Source organism: Bremerella volcania, assembly GCF_007748115.1.
Classification (GTDB): domain Bacteria; phylum Planctomycetota; class Planctomycetia; order Pirellulales; family Pirellulaceae; genus Bremerella; species Bremerella volcania.
Window position 1 is genome coordinate 6,373,328 of sequence record NZ_CP036289.1, and the last position, 22,022, is coordinate 6,395,349.

Sequence of the window (22,022 nt, forward strand, 5' to 3'; positions counted from 1 at the left end):
GGAGCAAGGAAGCATGAACGCCAAGGTATCTCATTCACTCGTTTCGTTCGAACAAGTCGACGATGTTCACGTGGTCACTCCCTTGATCTCGAACATGCGCGACGCGAACAACTGTCTGACGATTCGCGAATTGTTTATCGATTATGGGCGGTCCCGTCACCCGGAAAAGGTCTTAATTGACCTGAGCCACGTACGCTTTATGTCGAGCGTTGGCGTCCGAGTACTGGTCGCTTTGCTGCGGGAAGTGTGCGAAGTTCAGGGGCGAATCATGGTCTGCAGCCTGAATGGAGAGTTGCGGGGAGTACTTTTCGTCTGTAGCCTAATATCAGACGATATGAATCAACCGGGACCGTTAGAGGTAGCGACAAACCGTGAAGACGGACTCGATCGCCTGCGTTCCCCTTAACAAGGCTTGCCCTCCCCATGCCCGATTTGCTACTCGAAGCCGTGAACCCTGTCCTGCCGTCCCGCGACGTGAAGGCCGCCATCCAGTTTTATGTCGACAAGCTGGACTTTAAGCTATCGTATCAAGATGCGGACGATCCACGCTATGCATCGATCATTCGAGATCGAGTCGAAATCCATCTGCGCTGGCACGATCCCTCGAGCTGGGATCGTGTCGAACGACCCAATATCCGCATCGCCGTGTGCGACGTCGAGCACCTTTACAGCGTGTTTCAGCCCCTGGGGATCTTCGCTTCCGATACGACGCTGCGTGACACGGCCTTCGGCACCCGCGAGTTTGGCTTCTTCGATCCTGATGGCAACTTGCTGACGTTTTACTCCGACCTGGGAGAATAGCCGACGCCTGCCGGAACGGTTCGTTACAGCTGCGCAGAGGTCCGGCCTTCACCATGACTCATCCTCCGGTACCTGAGATCCCGTGGACCAAGCGGCTGTTCTACTTGGGGTGTGCAGCGATCTTTTTCACGCTCGCAGTCCTGGGGATGATCTTGCCGATCGTCCCGGCAACTCCATTTCTATTAGTGACCAGCTACTTTCTGGTCCGGTCGTTCCCGAAGCTGAATGACCTGCTGCTCGATCTGCCCTATTTCGGACCGATCCTGTACGACTGGGAAGTGCGTAAGGGAATCAAGACGAGCACCAAGATTCAGGCAATCGCCACGGTCGTGCTCGGCTGGGGCATTTCGATCCTGCTTTTCCCGATCCCCGGCTGGGCATTGTTCATCATGGCCGCGCTGGTGGCGGTCGGAATCTATGTCATCTACCGCGTGCCTGAACCGCACGACGTGGCAATCACCAAGCCCAAGAGTGAGTCGGACGTTGCCCCTGAGAAAACCAAAGACGCGAGTGCCGTGCACGCACCACACGAGCTGGAACGCAAGCCCAGAGAATGGGATCGTAACCAGCGCCAGACGCATGGTGAGAATCATTAAACGCAAACGCATGAAGGCGTAGGATCGATGGGTGCGTTACCTTCTTTGGCGATGCGAGAGGGGTCAAGGTTTTTCTAGATCGTTCCGACCTGCTGTAGGGCGAGATACGCCAGCAGGCTGAACCAGATGACCGCAACCACGGTCATCAGGATCAAGAAAGCGACGTGCGGCCTGGGTGGGTTCGATGTGGGAAGGTACACCGGCGATTTGCGGGCTTCATCCGGTTTGGGTGCCTGTTTGTTTTTGGCGGCCGCCATGCTTCTTCCCTGTGCGTTTTAGACTAGGCTTGTCCTGATTCTTCCGACAGTTGGAAGTCAAAGTTCTTCACGAACGCGTCTTCGAAGTCGTACTGATCGTTGAAGTCTTCGCGGCGGTCCGATTTCGACTTGCGCATCATGCCGATGCCAATCAGGTTGTAGACGATCTCGCCGAAATCGCTGGTGGTATGGATGCCCCACGAGTTGAGCACCACCTTGGCCAGCAGGCCGTACTGCTGCTGGGCGTACTGCCGGATGGCCTGGCACAGCACCTGACCGGTCAGATGGCGTTCGACGTCTTCTTCTTCATCCCAACCTTCGAGATCCTCTTCGAGTTCGTCGATCTCTTCCTCGAAGCATTCCAGGTCCAGATCTTCTTCTTCAGAGGCTTCTTCGTCCTGCTCTTCTTGGTACCGCTGTCCGAACGAAAGGGCTTCGCGGACGAATTGATAGGCTTCCATGCGATAGCGTGGATCGTCTTTGAGCAGCTGCATGAAGGCGGAATAAGTATCTTCGGACATGCCGTGTTATTCCTTCGGAGTGTCTGAGTTGGACTGGGTGTTCTCGCCGCTCTCTTCCGCGGCTTCCTTCTTGTCACGACGTTTGCCGCGTTTGGAACCACCCCCGGTTTGGCCATTGCCCCGCTTGAGGACCGTCAGCACGTCGCTGGCGTCGATCATGATGTTGCGGTTGTCTTCCATGCGCACCAACAGCTGACCGGCCAGAATCTCGTGATTCAAAACGCGACCGCGGCCACTGTTGGTGACGATGTCGCTGCCAATGGGTGGTAGGTCGCGCTGCAGTTCTTCGTACGTGTCGTACTCGTAACGCAGACAGCACTTGAGTCTGCCGCAGCGGCCGGAAATCTTCGTCGGGTCGAGCGTCGCTTTTTGCAGCTTGGCCATCCGCATCGAAACCGGCGGCATTTCGCTCAGGTGCGTGTTGCAGCAGACCGGCTTGCCGCAGTCGCCATAGTCGGCCAGCAGCTTGGCTTCGTCGCGAACGCCGATTTGCCGCATCTCGATGCGCGTCTGGAGTTCGGAAGCCAATGCCTTGACCAACTCGCGAAAGTCGACCCGCGACTCGGCCAGGTAATAAACGATGATCCGCTCGCCGCCGAAAAGGTGCTCGACGTCGACCAACTGCATCGGAAGATCCATCTCGCCGATCACGCGGCGAACGGTTTCCACCTCGCGCTGGGCGTCTCCGACCATGTGCTCGGTCTGCTTGAGGTCTTCGTCCGACATGGCCCGCATGATGCTGCCAAAGGCCGGATCGCTCAACTGCTTGACCGCCTCGTCGGTAGCTTCACATAGCACATCCCCCACCTCCAAGCCGCGCTTGGTGCGAATGATGACTTGATCGTCGCGGTTGTATTCATCTTTTGCTCGGGCCGAGAACACGCCTAAAAAACGCATGGCCCCGTAGCGAATGATGTATTTCGCCATACTGAATATCTTTATTTCGCCGTTGCCCTAACCAGCGCCGCCGGCGACAAAAACGTGCGGCCTGGCAGGCAATCTGCATGGTGACCGCACGTTAGGTAGGTTTCCATAATCCTTGCAGTATAACCTGATTAGAGCCATCCCTGAAATTGGGAACTTGAACCATGCTGTGGCAGCCTGGCAGCCGGTAGCCATCGATCACGGGAGGATCTCATCAACGCTCTCAGGCGGTCGTCCTAAGCGGGCCTCTTTACCGACCACGACAATCGGACGTTCGATGATCTTCGGGTTGGCAGCCATCTGGGCGATCCAGCCTGCTTCGTCTTCCGGCTGCGGTAGCCCCAAGGCCTTATGATCCTTCTTCCGCACGAGCTGCTCGGCCTTGAGTCCCAGCTTCTTGAGCAGTCCTTTGATCGTCTTTTCGTCAGGCGGGCTATCGAGGTACAGCACCACGTTCGGCTCAAGGCCGTGCTCCTGGAGCCGGGTCAACGTTTGGCGGCTCTTCGTACAACGCGGGTTATGATAGATCGTGACGCTCATCGCGCATCTCGCAGCTGGGGTGTGGCGTAATATGGGAACTTCGGGAAACCGAGGGCAATCTGCCTGTAACGCTGACCACCAAGTGGCATCCTAGTTAGCAGAGCACGGCTGGAGGGTGCCGCGGAAGGTTGTCCTGACTCGGTTACCCCCCATAATAAAACCATGCCCCCTGGGTTGTGAACCTGGTTAAAATTCGCGATTCTATTGGTTTAGGCTCGGAATTACGGCATGCTGGACGTCTGGGCTCGACTTGATCTCATGAGACGCAAGCGACAGTAAACCCCCATATTTTCCATTGATCGGGAGAAGCCTCCAATGGCCAAGACATTTAACGAAGACAACTTTGATGCCGAAGTCCTGCAGTCGAGCGAGCCGGTTTTGGTCGACTTCTGGGCCCCTTGGTGCGGTCCCTGCCGTCAGCTGGCACCAGTGATCGATCAACTCGCCACCGAATACGAAGGTTCGGTCAAAGTCGGCAAAGTCGACACCGACCAGAACCCGGGTTTGGCGGTGAAGTACGGTATCCAGAGCATCCCGACCGTGATGATCTTCAAGAACGGCGAAGTCGTGAACCAGATGCTCGGCAACCAGCCAAAAGCCAATTTGCAGCAAGCGCTGGACGCCGCCAAAGGCTAAGCGCTGATGCCCAACGCAGATCGCCTGCTAGCATAGCGGAGGACGTTCGTCCTCCGTTTTTTGTGCGCCGACACCTTTTTGGCTGCTGGTAGCACCGCCAACGGATTGCTAGCCCTCAGCATTTCAATCTGCGCAGCCGTTAAACTCAACTTCTTAGGCACATCATGCCGATGCGAAAGGATGGCCGAGTAATCCATTCGACTGCCGCCAACTGATTTGATTCGCCATGAAGCCGACTATCCGTCCATCGAATATCACGCCGTCGTCGCGTCCTCTTTCCGAGCAGGCCTCGCCTGAGTTGCGTATAGATCCTCCGCATGCACCCTCGGTGGATAGTAATTCGGCCGACGTCCTGGAAGACGATCAAGGGGTCGATCTTGCTTCGGCCGATCTCGAAACATTACCCGACTGGCAGCGGCGGCAGATCAATCAACTGGCCCGCTTGATGCGTGATCGCCAGATGGAACTCGACCGTCGCGAGGCGGAACTCAATGCTCGGATGGCGAATTTCGAAAGTCAGCAGCGAAGTGCCGCCCTGGCGATGGACCAGCCTCTTCCCAAGTCCGCCAAGCCGACCCCGCAAGAACCCCAAGCGAAGGCCTCGAACCCCGGCGGCCTGTGGAGCATCGAAGAGAAGATTCGCCAATGGCGGCGTAAATGGCGCGGCCAGACGACCGACATTCCCGAGGTCGAGCCGGAGATGGAAGGGCCGGTCACCGTTCGACTGGAGAAGTTGAGCGAGGCCGAGTCGCAACTGGCGCAGCAGTGGGCTCTATTGAAGAACGCTCGTTCGCTGCAGGCCCTGCGCGAAAAGGAGTTTGCTGCCTACACGGCCAAGGTTGAGCGAGAAATCGAGCAGAGCCGCGCTCAACAGCATCAATGGCTTGAGCAGGAACAACAGCAGCTGGCACACGATCAGGATGAACTGGTTCGTCGCGAGAACGAACTGGCCGGCGTGCAGCAGGAAATGCAGTATGCGTTTGAAGAGCTGCAATTGATTCGCGATCAGTTGGAAATGGCCTGGGCCGAGATTCGCGTGCGGATTCCTTCCGCGCTGCGGCGGCGACTGGATCAACAAACGGACCACGCCGTCGATCACTTCGACAAAGCGCTGCATGCCCGGAACCAGGCAGCCAAGAGCGAGATTCGGCAGCTGCTGCATCAACTGGAACTCGCCAAGCTCGAGATCCAGGAACAACAGGTGCGGCTCGAAGACGAAGCCGATCAACATCACACCGAGCTGCGTCGCGCCAAACATGAGTTGGCCGACCGCGAGGCCCAGGTTCGCGCTCAGCTGGCCGAGCTTCGCCGCGAGCACGAGTCGCTCAACGAGTCCAAGCTGGAGATCTTGAAAGAGCGTTACCAGGATCTGAGCCGGGAAATTACTCCCAAAGCAGCCTAACGGCTCTTATACTGTCCGGTCGACTTGCCTTCCCTTCTTGTTCGCACCGAAGGAACTCGGCGTGACTGGTACGATCATCGTTTATTCGCTTATGTCCCTGGCGCTGCTAGTCGGCTCGCTCGTTTCGTTGTCCAATGAGCCCCGTATTCGCGGATGGCGAAATCTGGCGATGCTCTCGATCTTCATTTTGGGGATCGTCAGTTTGCTGGTCGCCGGCTGGATGATGGCCACTATCGTTTGGCTGAGCTGCGCGGTGGTGAGTGCACTTCTCTACAAGGTTTACGACCTCGTCGCCAGGGCGAAACATTCACCGAAAGACGATGAAACGGAAGAGCCACCGCAGTCGATCTTCACTCTTCTGTTGCACAGTTTGTTGGCATGGCCGCTGATCTTTCTCGAAGGATTCGAGTACCTCTGCACGGAATTGTTTCCTTCGCAGCTTGCGATCCCGCCGAGTGACCAGGCCAACGTCGATGAGGATCCGAGCGCATAAAAAAGGGGACGCTCGATGAGCGTCCCCCGAATCGTGCTGACTCGAATGAATCGTCCGTCTTACTCGGCGCTGAGCAGCGAGAGCGATTCGGTCGGCTTCTTGCTCTTGTTCGCCTTTTCGCGAGCTGCGTGACGCTCTTTAGCGACTTCGGCTGCGCGGTAAGCGATCTGCAATTCCTGACGGCTGAAGTAAGGGGTATCGTCACCAATCAAGTGCTCGATGCGTTTGTTGGCCAGTTCTTCCCAGCTCATGCCATTGTTCAAGTGCCAGGCAGCTGCTTGGGCACTGCGTTGATTCAGTTGGCCACTGCCGAGCATGTGGCAGAGATCAGCGACGCCAGGCTTTTCGGTGTAGGCACCGATTGGCTTCAATTCGTAAGGGATCTGCGGATCGGGATCTTCCAAACCGTGATCAAGGCAAACGCCTTGGACTTTGATGCGTTGAACTTTTTCAGGCATGACGTTGAAGAAACCGCCACCGCCGCCTTGATTACCAAAACCGCCACCACCGCCACCGAAGCCGCCGCCGCCTTGGTTGCCGCCAAAGCCGCCGCCTACGCCTTGGTTACCGCCACCGCCTTGGCCGCCGAAGCCACCGCCTTGGTTGCCGAAACCGCCGCCGTTGTTACCGCCGAAGCCGCCACCGCCAAACTGAGCGAGCGGAACACCAGCGAACGCGGCCGGCAATTCGACACGCATCTTCTTCTTGGTCTTGTTCGTGATGATCACGGTGCCCTTCTCGGAGTTCATCGGAATGAACTTCACTTCGATGTCACCATTATCGATGGCTTGGAACATCTCGACCGTTTCGACTTCGCTGGCCGACTCGGATTTCTTATTGTCCGCGTATGCCGCGGGAGCCAAACAGGCCAGCATGGCCATGCAGCCAAACAATCGCCCAACCATGTGCCATTTCATGAGATAACCGCTCCTATGATTCGCTACAGTTTGGCGATCGCCAGCGAATCGACTAAACAACTGTGAGATGATCCAAGACAAGATCCGCCAGAGCCGCCCCCAAAAGATGCAGCGATTCACGGATACTTTTCCTACCCAATACGTAGGAAACACAACATCTAAAGCTTAATCGCTGTTCGCAAAGAAGCCAACAATTTTGCACAGGGGAAATCAATCTGCCTAACATGGGGGGAACGGGGCGATGGAGCACACTGCCGAGAACGACCGTGCCAGGGGCATCAGCAAACCAAAACGTCTCCACACCGCACAAGTCGCAATTTCCCGGTGAAATGAGGCCATCTCACCTTAAAGGACTTTGCTGCCCCGCAAAAGGCGTCTTAACGCGCACTTAATCTCGTTTTTCCTTGTCCAAGCTATCACAAACCAGTTTAAACCCCTCCGATAATATGGATAATGACGACTACCCCACGCTAGACTTGGCCTGTCGATCGGCCTGTGGGCTTTCATCGATTGCGACACCTTGGAATTTGCCGTCGGTCTTCAAAGGAATGGCACCATGTTTTTCGGCATCTGGCTGTTGGTACTTTTTGCGTCGATTGCGGCCCTCACTCAGGCCTACTTCTTTTTCATGGGCATGGTTCGAGCGGACCCCGGCACGCCGACCATGCAGCGGATCGCCGGATATGTTCGCGAAGGGGCGAATGCTTACCTCGCCCAGCAGTACGTGGTGGTGACGATCTTCTTCGTGGCGATCGCCGCGGTTCTTGCCTTCCTCGCATTTGTTGTCGGGGTACAAAGCCGCTGGGTCCCTTTTGCGTTCATGACCGGCGGCTTCTTTTCAGGGCTCGCCGGTTGGATCGGCATGAAGACCGCCACCCTGGCGAGCAGCCGCACGGCCGCCGGCGCCCAGAAGTCACTTAACCAAGGGTTACAAGTCGCGTTTCGCAGTGGCGCGGTCATGGGGCTGACGGTCGTTGGCCTGGGACTACTCGACATTGTGATCTGGTTTGGCGTGCTGAAGTGGATCTTCAATCTCTCGCTGTTCAATATCACCACTACGATGCTTTGCTTCGGCATGGGGGCCAGTTGTCAGGCGCTGTTTGCCCGCGTCGGGGGTGGGATCTTTACGAAAGCCGCCGACGTCGGCGCTGACCTGGTGGGTAAGGTCGAGCAAGGCATTCCCGAAGACGACCCGCGCAATCCGGCCTCAATTGCCGACAACGTCGGCGACAACGTTGGGGACGTTGCCGGGATGGGGGCCGACCTTTACGAGAGCTACTGCGGAAGTATTCTGGCCACCGCCGCGCTGGGCGTAGCCGCGTTTTCTTCTCCAGAGATGGCTAGTGCGGCGGGCTTTGACGATGTCGCCGATGCTCAGATTCGCGCGGTGTTCGTTCCGATGTTGATCGCGGCATTCGGAACGCTTCTCTCGATTATCGGTGTTTATCTCGTTCGCACGCAGGAAGGCGCTTCGCAGAAGAATCTGCTCGCGGCTCTTTCCCGCGGCATTAACATGGCCACGGCGGCCGTGATGGTCGTGGCCATCCTCATCTGCATTTTGCTGATGCCTGCCGTCCCGGAGGCGTCGTTTCAAGTTGGCTTTGCCATCCCCGGGGTATCGCTAAGCATCATCGTCGGGCTCGCAGCCGGGTGGCTGATTGGAAAGTGGACCGAGTACGCGACCAGCGACGAATTCACGCCGACCAGAAAGTTGGCGGAACAGTCCGAGACCGGCCCAGCCACGATCATCATCGGAGGGATCGCCGACGGGATGCTCAGCGTCTGGCCGCCGGTCATTGTGATTTCGTTGGCAACGCTGGCATCGTTCGGTTTTGCCAATGGTTGGAATTTCAACGATCCCAACCTGTTCGCTCTCGGTCTGTATGGCGTGGGGATTGCGGCCGTCGGGATGCTCAGCACCCTCGGCATTACGCTGGCCACTGACGCGTACGGCCCCATTGCCGACAACGCCGGGGGGAACGCCGAGATGTCCCACCTGGAACCGATCGTCCGTGAGCGAACCGATGCGCTTGATAGCCTGGGCAATACGACGGCAGCCACGGGGAAGGGTTTTGCGATCGGTTCGGCCGCGCTGACGGCATTGGCCTTGATGGCGGCCTATGTGGAAGTGGTGCGGGAAGGTTTCGATCGCTGGGGAACCAGCGTCGCGGCACAGGTCCAGTATGATACGCCTACCAAGATCGCCCCAGGCCTGGTCGTTTTGAAGGAAGATCAGGACGGCACCGATCGCGTTTATGGCTACTTGCCCATGCCGGCCGATCTTCGTGACGTGAAGGTCAAAGAGGCATGGCACGCGCTGGGGAGCGACGGAAAGCCGGCGGCTTTGTCTACCGACATGGTTCAACTCATCACTCCGGAGCAAGGGGAACCTCGTCTGACGTTCGTCGCGAGTGGGGCCAGCTTTGTGAACGTGCACGAGGCCAGCCTCAGCGACTTCGCCACCTATTACGAAGCGAACGTCATGAATCCGAAAGTGCTGGTCGGTATTTTCATCGGTGCGATGACGACGTTCGTCTTCTGTGCGCTGACGATGAAAGCGGTCGGACGCGCGGCCAAAGGAATGGTCGAAGAAGTCCGCCGGCAATTCCGCGAAAAGCCTGGCATCATGGACAATACCGAAGAGCCTGATTATGCGACCCCGGTCGAGATCAGTACCAAGGCAGCCCAGATGGAGATGATCGTTCCTTCGCTGCTCGGGCTGATTACTCCCTTGGCCGTGGGCTTCTTGCTGGGCGTCGGCGGCGTGCTGGGACTTCTCGTGGGGGCACTCACCAGCGGCTTCTGCCTGGCGATCTTCATGGCTAACAGCGGCGGCAGTTGGGACAACGCGAAGAAGTATATCGAAGCGGGCCATCACGGCGGCAAGGGAAGCGACGCCCACAAGGCTGCCGTCGTGGGAGATACGGTTGGCGATCCGTTCAAAGATACCAGCGGCCCCAGCTTGAACATTCTTATCAAGCTGATGAGTATGGTCAGCCTGGTCGTGGGTGGATTTGTCGTCCGCTATAGCTTGATCGCGATGGGGATCTTCTAGCGCGGTTCCAATTCATCTGTAGCGTCTTTGGCTGGCTGCGGCCGCGCGGGACTTCGTTGACCTGCATCGACGAATCTAGAGGATTCGCCTGCTTCGGTCGCCTTGCCCAGCTTGCCTCGCCGACGCCCAGGACGCTACACCTAACTTAAAAACGCTCTACAGCCCATCTCAATTGTCGGCCAGCGTCTGGCGAAACGCGACCCAGCCGCGAAGTTTTCCGACTCCTTCGATTTCTACCGGCGGTACGATGGCAGCCACGTCGGTCGTGCTTTGAGCCCACCGATGCACGACCTCATTCGGCTCGATCGTATTGTCCTCCAATACCCCTTGAGCCGAATCGTAGTAGGGTTTGCCTTGGTACTTGGCATGGCTTGCGTCTTCGGCGATGTGGATGACGCGGACGCGCTCGTAGTCCGACCAGTCATCGCGCTGGAGGTGAAAGAGTCGCCTGCGAATCGCAGGGTGTTCGGTCAACGGTATCACCAAGTGACCTGGGTTGGGACGAAAGCTTTCGGGAATGAATTGGGTCACGCGTTTGAGATCGAGGGAATCGTCGTCAAATGTGACGCGGTAAAGTTGATCGTGATACGGAATTACTTCGCCAGGGCGGACGAAGATCATGGTCTGATCGGAAAGGATCTTTCCGACTTCAATCGCATACTCCGATTCGAGAAAGAGAACGCCGACCAGGCTGCCGTCGATTTTGGCTTGGCGGAATCGCATTGTCACCGGCTTTGAGGTCAGATTGGGAATGGGTAACAGGCAAGCCGTATCTTTCCCATGATGGTCCCAGTGATAAGTGAGCGATTCGGCATCGTCCTCAGCTGTCTGAATGCTGACAGAGGGAAGTTGGCTTGCGAGTTTTTGCGAGTTCGAGTTCTTATCGCAGCCCGTCAGCAAAACAAAAACAAGCAAGATGATGCGAAGATCACAGCAGCGCACGATGCCTCTCCACTTGCGAGAGATCGACCTGTTCTAACTCGATCCAACCGACCGGCGTTCCAACGCCTGAAATCTCGTCGGGCTGCACGATTTGCTTCACGCGAACGAGTTGGTCGTCGACGAGCAAATTGGCACCAGCGCCTACCCATTCTCTCTTGGGAGGTTCGATCAGCTTGGTTTCGGGAGTTCCGTTGACGATATGGACGATCATTCGTTTACGCAGAATCAGGGCCCGTGTGGATTCGGGATCTGTCTCGAACTTGACTAGCTCGATCGTCTCGAAAGGGTCTTCTGGGATGATAACACCATCCGGTCGATGCAATCGCTTGCGGAAGAACGTGGCCTCGGAACCATCCATCGTGATGACGCGACTTCCGGCGGCGGGCACCATTTCTGACGGTAGCAGCTCAGTGCACTGCTCCATGCGCACCTGGTCGCTGTCGATCGTTATCCGAAACAGATCGCCGTAATAGGGAATCACGTCTCGCTGAGAGAAACGAATCACCGTTGGATTGTCATCGTGGCGAAGGTCATCCTCGGGAAAACGACTTGCCCGGAAGATGTTCAAACCCCATCGGTCATCGCTCAGCACTTGGAGGTTCATGCCGACGTGCTCGTCCGCTTCTTCTCCCTCGGCACTGGGCAACAAGATTCCGCTATCGTTGAGTTGAGCGATTTCGAATTCGTACTTTCGATTTTTCTCGCCAGGACTAACCGGCGAATTCGGTTGGACCGGGGAGGGAAGGTAATGAAGATGCTCGGAATTTCGCTGAAACTTGACGTCGCACCCCAGCAGCAACAGCCCTGCGACGATTACCGACCCGAAAGCCAATGGGCGAACGATTTCCATTTTTCTACCTAGGGCAAGTTTCCCATGAAGGATATCTATCCCTGGAAGGACGAATCCCACAGATCGATGGACTTAACAATTCCTCATTAAACCTGAAAGTACCCAACTTTTCTTAAAATTGGTCTTTCTAGACTTCAGGGGGATTCGTTCGTAGTGGGGAAATCTTTGCCCCGTTACTCCCGGAACAATCGATTTCGGTCGATATGAATCTCAAGTTTTGGCCAAATTTTTCCCCAAATCGCTCTGATCGGGAATAATTTACTAAGCACAATAAGAAGACGATTAAAGGCCAGTAGTGCGTGAGTAGATCTCACCCCGGATTCACCTTCCACCCGCACACCCAACAAGCGACTGGGATTCTCTCAGATTCGCCCTGGCTTTTTCCGCTTCCTAATCTCACCTGCGACCGGTTGTCGCGCTTCGTTTCCTTTCGAGGTCCAGATGTACTTCCAATTCAATTGTCCCGAGTGCGGTCAGAAGCTTAAGGTCCGTCAAGAACTCGCTGGACAAAAGCGAAACTGCCCTTACTGCAAAAAAAGTGTCCATATCCCTCACGTTCAGGAAGAGCCGGAACAACTCCCTTCGCTCGACTCTCCTTCCCTGCCTGAGTTTGGTAGCGGCTCGACATCTTCGGGCGGTAGTCTCGACCTGGGAAATCTTTCCTCGGAATCAGCCTCGGCGCCGGCCGGCCCGGTCGTCAAGACGGGCGGAGCGCGTAAGGGCACCACAACGGCCAAGAAGCAAACCGCAGCCGCCACGAGCAGTTCGTCCGGCGAAGGGGACTTCACCGACCCGAGCAACGTCAACTTGTGGTTGTCCGGTCTGATCGGCCTGGTGTCGATGATCGTCTTCATGGGGCTGATGTACTTCTCGAAGGGAACCTACATCGGCGGCCTGTTCTGGATCGGCGGTTTTCAAGCGGTCGCTATTCAGTCGCTCAGTACGTTCCTGTTCTTCTGGGCCGTGAGCATCTTGTGGATGAAGCATCGCAAGATTCTGCGTCAGAAGGACTATCTGCTGATGGACGTTCTGCCGACCGACATCTCGCAAGAGATCCGCGTCGATACGCTCAGCAAGTTCGTCGAGCACATCCAAGGGCTGCCGGGTCATGACGGTGAAAGCTTCTTGATCAACCGCGTGCTGCGTGGTCTGCAGCACTTTCGCGTGCGTCAAAACGCCTCGGAAACGGCGACGATGATGGCCTCGCAGTCGGAGATCGACTACAACAACGTTTCATCCAGCTACGCTTACTTGCGGGTGCTGATCTGGGCCATCCCGACCATGGGTTTTATCGGGACGGTGCTCGGTATCAGCTTGGCCGTGACCGAGCTTTCCGGTGCCCTGGGGGGTGGCGACCTCGACAAGCTGACGGCCTCGCTGCAGGGGATGTTCAGCGGTCTGGGTACGGCGTTCAATACGACCCTGGTCGCCCTGGTGATGAGCATGATCATCAAGTTCCCGATGTCTTCGCTGCAGAAGAGCGAAGAAGGGGTGCTCAACTGGGTGGATGAGTACTGCAACGAAAACCTGATCCGTCGTTTGAACGACGGTCGCGAAAAGGCCGAAGACAAGCCAACTTCTCCCTACGACACGAAGATCTTCCGCCGTGCGGTCGAAGAGGCGATGGCCGCCCAGCAAGGAGAGCTTGAGGCGTGGGTCAAGAAGCTGGAACTGGTCGGCCAGACGATCACCGAACAAACCTCGAAGGGTTGGGACGAGATCAACGGCAAGATTCTGACCAGCCAGGAAGAAACGACCAACAAGCTGCTGGAAGTGGTCAACGCCAAGACGGTCGACATGCAGAAGCGTCAGGAAGAGCAACAGACCCTCATGCAGGATCAGCTCAACCAGATGCAGGAAGTCGCCGCACAGCTGCAAAGCACGCTTGGCCAGCTTGCCAGTGCCTCGGTCGACTCGCACATCAAGGTCAACGAAACGATGACCGACACCTCGGAGCGTCTGCAGAAGTACCTCGGCGGCGTCGAGCAAGGCCTCAGCGGCTTGACCGAAGTCCTCAACAAGCTCGGCAACGAAACGGTCGTGGTGCAGCAGGTCGAATCCAACGGCTCTGGCGGCGGATGGTTTGGCTTCGGCGGCGGCAGCAAAGCCAAGAGCAAGCGAAACGGGAGGCGCTAAATGGCCAAGGGACGACAAGCCGAAGGGGAAGACATTTCGCTCTTCCCTTTCCTGAGCGTGCTTGCCTGCGTGATCGGGACGCTGGCCATGGTGATCGCGACGATCGCCGTCCAGTCGCTCGATAACGACGCGGTCGATGCGGCCATGGAGTACCAGAAAAAAGAAAAGGAACTCCAGGCCGAAACGGCCGCGCTGGAGCAGCTTCGCGATCAACTGAAGAAACGCGAAGAGCAGATCAAGCGCGAAAATTCGAGCGAACAGAAGAAGCTCGAAGATGCCAAGAAGAAGCTGGCCGAACTTCTGGCCAAGCTGGAAGAAACGCAGAACAAGCTGCAAAACATCTCCATCGAAGGCCCCAAAGTCAACGTTGCCGCGCTGACTGAGGAGGTGGGCGCGATGGAGGAAGAGCTGAAAGGGCGGCGCGAGGAGATTGCCCAGCTGACGAAAGTCATCGCCGAGCGAAAGCTGCCGCCGAAAGAGGCGGAAAACTCGATTCTGCCAGGGGGTAGTGGCGTGGGCTTCAAGCCCTCGTTCATCGAGTGCGACGATGGCCGCGTCGTCATTCACGAAGACGGCAAAACCATTCCCGTCCGCACGGCGGAACTCAATACGAACCCTGATTTCGCCAAGATGCTCGATAAGGTAAAGGGGCAGAAAGACGGAACGCTCGTCTTTCTAATCCGTGACGACGGCCTTTCGACCTACAACACGGCCCGCAATTATGCGAATGCCAAAGGCGTCAAGAACGGTAAGTTGCCTGTCATTGGCGACGGCCGAGTCGACTTGAGTTACTTCACCAAACAAGCGAAGAATTCGTAGCCCTCTGCGCGGCTACCCAGCGATAAGACGAACCAATCATGGCGAAACGTAGAGGCGTCGAAGAAGAGGAAGGGCTCGACTCGCTGTTGGACACGATGTTCAACGTGGTCGGCATTCTCATCATCGTGCTCGTGGTGGTACAGCTCGGTATGCAGGAATCGGTCAAGCAGATCGCCAATAGCATGCAGATCGATCCTCTGGCCTTGGAAAAGCTGATCAAGGACCTCGAAGAAGCCCAGAAAGATAAGCTCAAGGTCGAGAAAGAGCTAAAAGACCTCAATCCCGACGAGCAAGACCTGGAGATGCTGATCCAGCGTCTACAGTCCGAATCGGTCGCCAAGGAAGCGATCCTCAAGTCGCAGCAGGGAGAACTGCAAAAGGCGATCATCGCCCAAAAAGATGCGCTGGAGATGGCCAAGAAGGCCGACGAGAACAAGGAGAAACGCGAGAAGCTCTCCAGCGAACTCAATAGTGCGCTGGAAGAGATCGCCAAGCTCGAAGCAACCCTCGACGACACACCGGAGCGGGCTCAACTCGCTGCCAAGGTCGTCACCCTGCCAGATCCTCGTCCGGCTCCCGATGGGATCAAGGAAGCGGCCTTCCTGCTTACTGGCAACCAGGTCTACCCGATTGTCGACGAACCGGCGCGAGCCTCGGCCAGGAAGCGGGCCGAATACCAGGCCGAGCGTGGCGTTCGCAAATACATCAAGGACCCTAAGGAAGGGATCGATGCGGAGAAATTTGTCGAGGACTTCAACGAACGTCCCATGTCGGACGATTGGTTCCGCATGGAGATGTACGCGGCGGGGCGAGACCCGCGGCTTCGCTTCACGCCAAAGGAAGACGCAGGTTTCAAGATCGACGAAGTCACGAGTCCACGCTCCCGTTTCCGCCGCCTGCTAAGCACGGTCGATCCCTCGAAGTTTTACTTCAAGTTCATCGTGATGCCGGACAGCTACGAAGCGTATGTCGAAACACGCCACGTGACCGATGAAATGGGTTACCTGGCCGGCTGGACCCCAGTGGACGCCAATTGGCAGTACACGACCTGGGTTGGTGGCAAAGTGAAGTTCGGGCCGGAACCACCACCGCCCGATCCGAACGCTCCTAAGCCAGCGCCCAAGCCAGCTGGCCCAAAGCCGAACGTCTTGGACTAATTCCATTGGCCCAGGCAATCTAACGAGGTAGGATGGCTGCGCGATCTTTCGTGACAGCCATCTTTCGCTAGGGGCAAGCCGTGGACGACGACTTCTTCGCCCCGGCTGATTTGGCAGAAGCGGAGCAGGCATTGAGAACGCTCCTTTCGCTTTCCGCGGACATGCCATCGGGCGAGCTTGCAGGCGAACTCGAAACGCCCTAACCAGCTATTTTCACAAAGGTTATAACGACTCTGGGTGCCATCAAGTTGACAACAGAACACCTTTGTCGCATACTTTCCTCTCTGGCAAGCAGTTTTTTGTTTGCCCCGGGTAGACCAGTTCTGAATTTTCAGTACACTAGTGCTTTCCTAGATGAGGGAACGACGTTCCCTGTGCGGGTGTAGCTCAGTTGGTAGAGCACAACGTTGCCAACGTTGTTGTCGACGGTTCGAATCCGTTCACCCGCTCTTCCTTCTTACTGCCGCCGTGTTTGAGTTTCCATCGACACGCGTAGCGCAGTAAGACATTTGGTGGATGTGGCTTCTGGCAAAGGCTTTGCCGCATCGCCACGTTTCACACGAGACGCAATGATGAGTCTCGCGGCGTGGGTGAGGAGAAGCCCACCCATTCTGCATTGACCTCAATTGCTTGATCGACCTGAGCTACAAGCCGGGTTTCTTGTTTTTCACCCCAGATTTTGCGGAATCGTTGAATGAGTTCGCCTGAAACCGAAAACGCTGAAAGTGCAGTTGCTGAAGCGGAAGGCCCCAAGAAGTTGAACTTGGACGTGAAGGTCGACGCTCCTAGCTCGTGCCAGCGTCACGTCACGGTGACTGTTTCCCGTGAAGACATCGATCGTTACTTCGACGTCGCCATTGAAGACATGGTCCCCAATGCCGCCGTGCCGGGTTTCCGCAAGGGCAATGCCCCAAAGAAACTGGTCGAAAAGCGGTTCCGCGCCGAAGTGAAGGACCAGGTCAAAGGGACGCTGCTCATGGACAGCATGACCCAGGCCACCGAAGAACAGTCCTTCTCGGCGATCAGCGAGCCTGACTTCAACTACTCGGCCATCGAACTGCCGGAAGAAGGGGAACTGACCTTCGAATTCGATATCGAAGTTCGCCCTGAATTCGACCTGCCGAAGTGGAAGGGCTTGAAGATCGAAAAGCCAACCCGCGGCTTTGAAAAGGAAGACATCGACAAGCATTTGAAGCAGGTTCTGGGTCGTTACGCTTCACTGGTTCCGTACGAAGGTGCCGCCGAAATTGACGATCACCTGGTGTGCAACCTGACCTTCAAGCACGACGGCAAGAAGATCGAGCACGCCGAAGAAGAATCGATCCGTCTGCGCGACACGCTCAGCTTCCAGGACGCCAAGTGGGAAGACTTCGGCAAGGAAATGACCGGAGCCAAAGCAGGCGACAAGAAGACCGTCACCCTGACCATCAGCGACGAAGCCGCCAACGAAGCAATGCGTGGCAAAGAAGTCGAGATGGAAATCGAAGTTCTCGAAGTCAAGCGAACCGAACTGCCAGAAATGGACGAAGCGTTCCTGAAGCAGATCGGCGGCTTTGAAAGCGAAGGGGACCTGCGTGACTATGTCAAACAAGACATGGAACGCCAGCTGAACTACTACCAGCAGCAGCGTCTGCGTCAGCAGATCACCGAAGAACTGACCAAGGAAGCCGACTGGGAACTGCCACCGGCCCTACTCAAGCGTCAGTCCGCTCGCGAACTGGAACGAGCCGTGATGGAACTTCGCTCGGCTGGTTTCGCCGAAGAAGACATCCAGGCTCACCGCAACGAGCTGCGTCAAAACAGCATGGCTTCGACCCGCAAGGCCTTGAAGGAACACTTCATCCTCGAACGCATCGCGGAAGAAGAAAACATCGAAGAAACCCAGCAAGACTACGATCTGGAAGTGATGCAGATCGCGATGCAGCGAGGCGAATCGCCACGTCGCATCCGTGCTCAACTGGAAAAAGGCGGCATGATGGACGTGCTGCGTAACCAGATCATCGAACGCAAGGTGATCGAGCTGATCCAGAGCGAAGCCAAGGTTACCGAAGTCGATGCCGACCTGCAGCAAAGCAAGACCTCGGCCGTCAACCTGCTGATTTGCGGCGAAGGGGAAGAAGCAGCCCCAGCAGCCGAAGAAGAAGCCAAGGACGCCGAATAATTGGCATCTTGAACCCTGACATTCAAAGCCCCGATGGACGCCATCGGGGCTTTTTTCATGGCATGATGAGGCAAATTCTTTAGCCGAGTTAAAATTTTCCGGCTGGTAGCGATTAGCGAAAGTACAAAAACTTCGCCGCCCCCTCTCCTAAGTGTCTTCTACGGTTGTCTTCCCCCGGTAACTGGAGACAATAACAGGATACTTCTCGTAGTTTGCTTCGCCGGAAGCGACCGGGCAGGCAGGTGGACTAATCCTGTGCCGCGGCGTCCTTGACGGCACGTTGTAATGGAAGGATCGACGACCATGAATTCACAATTCCCTCATGCCCCTGTCGGGCCCATGGCCATGGCCTATGCCGAATATCAACGGCAACGCCAGATGACCCTTGGCGACCTGCTTTTGGAAAACCGGATCGTTTTCCTGCAAGGCGAAATCTACGACGGCAACGCCAATGAATTGGTCATGAAGCTGTTGTACCTGCAAAGCGAAAATCGCCGAAAGCAAGTTCACTTCTACATCAACAGCCCAGGCGGAAGCGTCACCTCGACGATGGCCATCTACGACACGATGCAAATGCTCTCGTGCCCAGTCGCCACGTACTGCGTCGGCTTGGCCGCCAGTGGCGGGGCCATTCTGCTGGCCGGTGGTGCCGCTGGCAAGCGTTTCATCCTGCCGCACGCCAAGGTCATGATTCACCAACCGCACGGTGGCGTCGGCGGCCAGGTGAGCGACATCGAAATCCAGGCCAACGAAATCATCAAGACGCGCGAAGAACTAAACAAGATCCTCGCCGCCCACTGCGATCAACCGGAAGAAAAGATCGCCAAAGACGTCAACCGCGACTTCTACATGAACGCCACCGAGGCGAAGGAATATCGGATCGTCGACGAAATCCTCACCAAGCCGCCAGCAGCAGAAGCCGGCGAAGAGGACTAAGCCCACCGTTGCTCTCCTTTCATGTCCTGTCCCCTCGCCCCTTCGGCGAGAGGGCTAGGGTGAGGGGGCGAAAATGGTACACGCTATCTCATTTCATTCGACTTTCCCAAGCCCAATACACATTCCAGACACTGGAGCCAATACGATGCCTCTGATTCCTTACGTGGTGGAAAAAAGCGGACGTGAAGAACGCGTCTTCGACATTTACAGCCGACTTCTCAAAGACCGGATTATCTTCCTGGGAACCGGCGTGAACGACGAAGTCGCCAACCTGATCGTCGCCCAGATGCTGTTCCTGCAATCGGAAGACCCCAAGGCCGACATCAACCTGTACGTCAACAGCCCCGGCGGTAGCGTCAGTGCTGGGATGGCCATTTACGACACCATGCAGTTCGTCACGTGCGACGTGGCCACCTACTGCATCGGCCAGGCCGCCTCGATGGGTGCCGTTCTGCTGACCGCGGGCGCCGCCGGCAAGCGATACGCGTTGCCCAATGCCCGCGTGATGATCCACCAACCGCTGGCCGGCATGCAGGGTACCGCCTCGGACATCCTGATCCACGCCACCGAGTTCAAGCGGATCAAACACCGCATGAACGAGATCCTGCTGAAGCACACCGGCAAACCGATCGAACAAATCGAAGCCGACACCGACCGCGACCGCTTCCTGAGCGCCGAAGAGGCCTGCGACTACGGGCTGATCGACAAGGTGGTCGAGCACATGCCTTCGTAGGCGTTTTGCCGCGATAGACGATTGAAAGAGCCCATGCAAATCGCATGGGCTTTTTAATGCGCCAGTGTGTAGGCTACGTACGGATCGACCTCCCACGGAAAGCCTGGAATTCTCTCAACCGTATCGACCAATAGCGGCACGGAGTCTAATTCCGTCCAAGGAACAAAATCCAACGGTCACCCAATCCGCTGCACCACATCCACACCGATGCCATTTGGATCTTTCAACACGAAGTGCCGGTCGCCCCATGCTTCGTCGCGAAGCTCTTGTTCAATTGGCTGGCCTAGCTTCCGGATGCGTTCGCATTCCGCCGTTGCATCTTCGACCTCCACCGTGATCCACATACCATGCCCCGAGTGGGCCTTCTGAAACAGGGGGTGCTGGCCTTCCATTTCGGGGCGCAGGAATCCGAGTTCGCTCGCGCCAAGCCGTAGTAGCACGAACCAATCCTCTTCAAAGAGGATTTCACAGCCAAACAAGTTCACGTAAAACGACTTCGACTCGGCTAGTTTGTGGGTGATCACACCGGTCCAAAATTTCATAGAGACAACTCCTTGGGATAAAATGGGAATCACCCCAGTTTGGATCCCTTAGTCGGTCGCGTCTTGCAAGAATGCGACATGCCGTTTTAGAAATCTCGCTGGCGAAGTGCCGGTTAGACGGCGGAAGTCGTTGGTCATGTGACATTGATCGACATAGCCACTGGCCAGGGCAACTTCAGCGAGCGACGCACCGGGGCAAGCGATCCGGCCGGCAGCGTTCTGAAACCGCACGATCGATGCAAATAACTTCGGGGAAATGCCGACGCAGTCGAGAAACGCTCGCTCCAACTGCCGGCGGCTTTTCCCGTACATACCGGCGGCTTCTTCGATGCGGACATTGCCGGAATTCGTCTCGATCCAACGAATGACCTGGTCAATACGATGCTCGTTGGGCTGACGATGATCCAAATAATCCTCGAAAAGTTTGTCGAGACGCTGAAAAATAGTCGGCATCGCGATCTGCTGTGGTACCTCTCCCAGGGAAAACCTCAACGCCTCGGATGCCGCCTCGTGATGGTTGGTCAGTTCTTTCGTTGCCAGCGACATAAAATGTCGTGCTTGACCAGGCCGGAAGCGGACGCCCAGATAGTTCGTCCCAGCAACCAATGGAACCTCGGTGGCCGATGTGGAAGTACCAAACAACCAACAATCCGCGGAGGTCGCGTCGGCGGCGAAAACGAGATCAACCGATCCATCGGGAAAGATCGCGTGCGTCACTTGGCGGTTGTTGAAGCTCGCCCAGTAGTGGCTCACGAATGGTCGCAGGCTCGGCGATGGAAGGAAATTGGAAAGCACGCAAGCACCCTCAAACGACCACCGGCCGATACATGAAGTAAAACAGCGATCCCCAGGCAATCCCGCTGAGCATATTCAAGACGAATGCTCCGTTGAATCGCCAATTGCCCTCGGACGTAAATTGACTCGATTCTTTCAATGCGGCGAACAGCATGTACATCGAGTAGATGTTTGCCAAAATCGGCATGAAAGTCAGCCCGATGATGGCTGCTCGCCAGGCCCGGACGAGCATGGCTTCGGCTTCTTCGCTGATCTCGCTCGGCTTGGCAGGCTGCTCGGCGCCTGCGACTTTGGCTTGCGGCGAAGCGTATGGATTCGACTCGTCGAAGTACGCCGTATCAGGCAGCGGTTGGTCGCTCTCGTCCGGCAGAGGTTCCTCTTCCTCCTCGTCATTCAGTTCGGCGGCCTCGGGCATGGTGGCTTCGACGTCGCTTCGATCGCCGCCGCACGACCAACAGACTTGGAAGCCCGCATCGACCACTTCCTGGCAGGCGCCACAGAACCAGGGATCGCCGGTCTGCTCGTGACTTTCGTGACTTAGCTCTTCCTTGATCTCCAACGCCTTTTCGGCATCGACCGAGCGAACCATCACATGCACGCCGCCCAAAGCGCTGCCGATATAGCTAAGCGACGTCTGCAGATCGCCTCCGTCGACAAACGCCCGAATACCGTGATCCTGCAGGACCGCCTTCAGATGATCGGCATCGGCCGCGTTGGCGTAGCTGGCGACTTTGAGGAATTCGGAGGTAGGCATGAAGAGCTACTGTAAAACAGGAGAAGGCGGAAACTCTTAGCGAGTCCTCTAACGT

The 22,022-nt window shown here is 56.6% G+C and carries 24 protein-coding genes and 1 tRNA gene; 15 read left to right on the plus strand and 10 right to left on the minus strand.

The features are described 5' to 3' along the window. Positions 1-13: 13 nt before the first annotated feature. The 3 genes from Pan97_RS25540 to Pan97_RS25550 are packed head-to-tail and all read left to right on the plus strand — an operon-like array spanning position 14 to position 1,397. Positions 14-406, plus strand: coding sequence for an STAS domain-containing protein (locus Pan97_RS25540; protein ID WP_144977798.1), 393 nt, complete (start codon positions 14-16; stop codon positions 404-406). Positions 407-423: 17 nt separating this feature from the next. After that, positions 424-801, plus strand: a complete 378-nt coding sequence (locus tag Pan97_RS25545; protein ID WP_144977800.1) for a VOC family protein — start codon at positions 424-426, stop codon at positions 799-801. Between the two features lie 53 nt (positions 802-854). After that, the gene (locus Pan97_RS25550) at positions 855-1,397 is read left to right on the plus strand and encodes a YbaN family protein (RefSeq protein ID WP_144977802.1); all 543 of its coding nucleotides are present in this window, start codon (positions 855-857) and stop codon (positions 1,395-1,397) included. A gap of 74 nt (positions 1,398-1,471) precedes the next feature. On the opposite strand, the gene Pan97_RS25555 is transcribed toward Pan97_RS25550, so the two are convergent. From Pan97_RS25555 to arsC, 4 genes are all read right to left on the minus strand, one after another. Beyond that, positions 1,472-1,654, minus strand: coding sequence for a hypothetical protein (locus tag Pan97_RS25555; RefSeq protein ID WP_144977804.1), 183 nt, complete (start codon positions 1,652-1,654; stop codon positions 1,472-1,474). 23 nt (positions 1,655-1,677) lie between these two features. Continuing rightward, positions 1,678-2,175 carry a Minf_1886 family protein gene (locus Pan97_RS25560; RefSeq protein ID WP_196782219.1) on the minus strand — a complete coding sequence of 166 codons (498 nt, stop codon included), beginning with the start codon at positions 2,173-2,175 and terminating at the stop codon, positions 1,678-1,680. Positions 2,176-2,181: 6 nt separating this feature from the next. Then, positions 2,182-3,102 (minus strand): PSP1 domain-containing protein, encoded by a 921-nt coding sequence (locus Pan97_RS25565; RefSeq protein ID WP_144977806.1) that lies wholly within the window; start codon positions 3,100-3,102, stop codon positions 2,182-2,184. A gap of 195 nt (positions 3,103-3,297) precedes the next feature. Beyond that, positions 3,298-3,639: an arsenate reductase (glutaredoxin) gene (arsC, locus tag Pan97_RS25570; RefSeq protein WP_144977808.1), complete on the minus strand. Its 342-nt coding sequence runs from the start codon at positions 3,637-3,639 to the stop codon at positions 3,298-3,300. A gap of 315 nt (positions 3,640-3,954) precedes the next feature. Here arsC and trxA point away from each other — a divergent pair, with 315 nt between their 5' ends. From trxA to Pan97_RS25585, 3 genes are all read left to right on the plus strand, one after another. After that, complete coding sequence (gene trxA, locus Pan97_RS25575; RefSeq protein ID WP_144977810.1) at positions 3,955-4,275, plus strand: thioredoxin; 321 nt, start codon at positions 3,955-3,957, stop codon at positions 4,273-4,275. A gap of 226 nt (positions 4,276-4,501) precedes the next feature. After that, on the plus strand, positions 4,502-5,677 hold the full coding sequence (locus Pan97_RS25580; protein ID WP_144977812.1) for a coiled-coil domain-containing protein: 1,176 nt from the start codon (positions 4,502-4,504) through the stop codon (positions 5,675-5,677). A gap of 61 nt (positions 5,678-5,738) precedes the next feature. Continuing rightward, complete coding sequence (locus Pan97_RS25585; RefSeq protein ID WP_144977814.1) at positions 5,739-6,170, plus strand: hypothetical protein; 432 nt, start codon at positions 5,739-5,741, stop codon at positions 6,168-6,170. A gap of 59 nt (positions 6,171-6,229) precedes the next feature. Here the strand turns inward: Pan97_RS25585 and Pan97_RS26390 are convergent, their stop codons facing one another. Beyond that, complete coding sequence (locus Pan97_RS26390; protein ID WP_165698974.1) at positions 6,230-7,087, minus strand: hypothetical protein; 858 nt, start codon at positions 7,085-7,087, stop codon at positions 6,230-6,232. A 556-nt stretch (positions 7,088-7,643) separates the two neighbouring features. Here Pan97_RS26390 and Pan97_RS25600 point away from each other — a divergent pair. After that, positions 7,644-10,142, plus strand: coding sequence for a sodium-translocating pyrophosphatase (locus Pan97_RS25600; RefSeq protein ID WP_144977818.1), 2,499 nt, complete (start codon positions 7,644-7,646; stop codon positions 10,140-10,142). Positions 10,143-10,310: 168 nt separating this feature from the next. Here the strand turns inward: Pan97_RS25600 and Pan97_RS25605 are convergent, their stop codons facing one another. Then, positions 10,311-11,084, minus strand: coding sequence for a hypothetical protein (locus Pan97_RS25605; protein WP_144977820.1), 774 nt, complete (start codon positions 11,082-11,084; stop codon positions 10,311-10,313). Next, positions 11,071-11,934 (minus strand): hypothetical protein, encoded by an 864-nt coding sequence (locus Pan97_RS25610; RefSeq protein ID WP_144977822.1) that lies wholly within the window; start codon positions 11,932-11,934, stop codon positions 11,071-11,073. The genes Pan97_RS25605 and Pan97_RS25610 overlap by 14 nt, the downstream gene beginning before the upstream one ends. Before the next feature lie 441 nt (positions 11,935-12,375). Here Pan97_RS25610 and Pan97_RS25615 point away from each other — a divergent pair, with 441 nt between their 5' ends. The 8 genes from Pan97_RS25615 (at position 12,376) to clpP (ending at position 19,876) form a co-directional block, all read left to right on the plus strand. After that, positions 12,376-14,070, plus strand: coding sequence for a MotA/TolQ/ExbB proton channel family protein (locus Pan97_RS25615; protein WP_144977824.1), 1,695 nt, complete (start codon positions 12,376-12,378; stop codon positions 14,068-14,070). Continuing rightward, complete coding sequence (locus tag Pan97_RS25620; protein WP_144977826.1) at positions 14,071-14,889, plus strand: hypothetical protein; 819 nt, start codon at positions 14,071-14,073, stop codon at positions 14,887-14,889. 38 nt (positions 14,890-14,927) lie between these two features. Beyond that, a complete protein-coding gene (locus tag Pan97_RS25625; protein WP_144977828.1) occupies positions 14,928-16,046 on the plus strand; it encodes a hypothetical protein in 1,119 nt (372 codons plus the stop codon). Between the two features lie 80 nt (positions 16,047-16,126). Continuing rightward, complete coding sequence (locus Pan97_RS27080; RefSeq protein WP_261342363.1) at positions 16,127-16,249, plus strand: hypothetical protein; 123 nt, start codon at positions 16,127-16,129, stop codon at positions 16,247-16,249. Between the two features lie 173 nt (positions 16,250-16,422). Continuing rightward, positions 16,423-16,495, plus strand: a tRNA-Gly gene (locus Pan97_RS25630). Between the two features lie 245 nt (positions 16,496-16,740). Beyond that, a complete protein-coding gene (tig, locus tag Pan97_RS25635) occupies positions 16,741-18,207 on the plus strand; it encodes a trigger factor (protein WP_144977830.1) in 1,467 nt (488 codons plus the stop codon). 303 nt (positions 18,208-18,510) lie between these two features. Then, complete coding sequence (locus Pan97_RS25640) at positions 18,511-19,143, plus strand: ClpP family protease (RefSeq protein WP_196782220.1); 633 nt, start codon at positions 18,511-18,513, stop codon at positions 19,141-19,143. Between the two features lie 145 nt (positions 19,144-19,288). Beyond that, positions 19,289-19,876 carry an ATP-dependent Clp endopeptidase proteolytic subunit ClpP gene (gene clpP, locus Pan97_RS25645; protein ID WP_144977832.1) on the plus strand — a complete coding sequence of 196 codons (588 nt, stop codon included), beginning with the start codon at positions 19,289-19,291 and terminating at the stop codon, positions 19,874-19,876. A gap of 176 nt (positions 19,877-20,052) precedes the next feature. Here the strand turns inward: clpP and Pan97_RS25650 are convergent, their stop codons facing one another. Genes Pan97_RS25650 through Pan97_RS25660 form a run of 3 tightly spaced genes read right to left on the minus strand, consistent with a single transcriptional unit; the run spans position 20,053 to position 21,967 of the window. Then, positions 20,053-20,418: a VOC family protein gene (locus tag Pan97_RS25650; protein ID WP_144977834.1), complete on the minus strand. Its 366-nt coding sequence runs from the start codon at positions 20,416-20,418 to the stop codon at positions 20,053-20,055. A gap of 48 nt (positions 20,419-20,466) precedes the next feature. Next, positions 20,467-21,213, minus strand: a complete 747-nt coding sequence (locus tag Pan97_RS25655; protein WP_144977836.1) for an AraC family transcriptional regulator — start codon at positions 21,211-21,213, stop codon at positions 20,467-20,469. 10 nt (positions 21,214-21,223) lie between these two features. Next, positions 21,224-21,967: a putative signal transducing protein gene (locus Pan97_RS25660; protein ID WP_144977838.1), complete on the minus strand. Its 744-nt coding sequence runs from the start codon at positions 21,965-21,967 to the stop codon at positions 21,224-21,226. Positions 21,968-22,022: the final 55 nt, after the last annotated feature.

What these genes read in the sequence shown, in the direction of transcription:
- Pan97_RS25540 (WP_144977798.1), top strand. Translation starts at nt 14, where the DNA reads ATGAACGCCAAGGTATCTCATTCACTCGTTTCGTTCGAACAAGTCGAC.
- Pan97_RS25545 (WP_144977800.1), top strand. Translation starts at nt 424, where the DNA reads ATGCCCGATTTGCTACTCGAAGCCGTGAACCCTGTCCTGCCGTCCCGC.
- Pan97_RS25550 (WP_144977802.1), top strand. Translation starts at nt 855, where the DNA reads ATGACTCATCCTCCGGTACCTGAGATCCCGTGGACCAAGCGGCTGTTC.
- Pan97_RS25555 (WP_144977804.1), bottom strand. Translation starts at nt 1,654, where the DNA reads ATGGCGGCCGCCAAAAACAAACAGGCACCCAAACCGGATGAAGCCCGC.
- Pan97_RS25560 (WP_196782219.1), bottom strand. Translation starts at nt 2,175, where the DNA reads ATGTCCGAAGATACTTATTCCGCCTTCATGCAGCTGCTCAAAGACGAT.
- Pan97_RS25565 (WP_144977806.1), bottom strand. Translation starts at nt 3,102, where the DNA reads ATGGCGAAATACATCATTCGCTACGGGGCCATGCGTTTTTTAGGCGTG.
- arsC (WP_144977808.1), bottom strand. Translation starts at nt 3,639, where the DNA reads ATGAGCGTCACGATCTATCATAACCCGCGTTGTACGAAGAGCCGCCAA.
- trxA (WP_144977810.1), top strand. Translation starts at nt 3,955, where the DNA reads ATGGCCAAGACATTTAACGAAGACAACTTTGATGCCGAAGTCCTGCAG.
- Pan97_RS25580 (WP_144977812.1), top strand. Translation starts at nt 4,502, where the DNA reads ATGAAGCCGACTATCCGTCCATCGAATATCACGCCGTCGTCGCGTCCT.
- Pan97_RS26390 (WP_165698974.1), bottom strand. Translation starts at nt 7,087, where the DNA reads ATGAAATGGCACATGGTTGGGCGATTGTTTGGCTGCATGGCCATGCTG.
- Pan97_RS25600 (WP_144977818.1), top strand. Translation starts at nt 7,644, where the DNA reads ATGTTTTTCGGCATCTGGCTGTTGGTACTTTTTGCGTCGATTGCGGCC.
- Pan97_RS25610 (WP_144977822.1), bottom strand. Translation starts at nt 11,934, where the DNA reads ATGGAAATCGTTCGCCCATTGGCTTTCGGGTCGGTAATCGTCGCAGGG.
- Pan97_RS25615 (WP_144977824.1), top strand. Translation starts at nt 12,376, where the DNA reads ATGTACTTCCAATTCAATTGTCCCGAGTGCGGTCAGAAGCTTAAGGTC.
- Pan97_RS25620 (WP_144977826.1), top strand. Translation starts at nt 14,071, where the DNA reads ATGGCCAAGGGACGACAAGCCGAAGGGGAAGACATTTCGCTCTTCCCT.
- Pan97_RS25625 (WP_144977828.1), top strand. Translation starts at nt 14,928, where the DNA reads ATGGCGAAACGTAGAGGCGTCGAAGAAGAGGAAGGGCTCGACTCGCTG.
- tig (WP_144977830.1), top strand. Translation starts at nt 16,741, where the DNA reads ATGAGTTCGCCTGAAACCGAAAACGCTGAAAGTGCAGTTGCTGAAGCG.
- Pan97_RS25640 (WP_196782220.1), top strand. Translation starts at nt 18,511, where the DNA reads ATGAATTCACAATTCCCTCATGCCCCTGTCGGGCCCATGGCCATGGCC.
- clpP (WP_144977832.1), top strand. Translation starts at nt 19,289, where the DNA reads ATGCCTCTGATTCCTTACGTGGTGGAAAAAAGCGGACGTGAAGAACGC.
- Pan97_RS25650 (WP_144977834.1), bottom strand. Translation starts at nt 20,418, where the DNA reads ATGAAATTTTGGACCGGTGTGATCACCCACAAACTAGCCGAGTCGAAG.
- Pan97_RS25660 (WP_144977838.1), bottom strand. Translation starts at nt 21,967, where the DNA reads ATGCCTACCTCCGAATTCCTCAAAGTCGCCAGCTACGCCAACGCGGCC.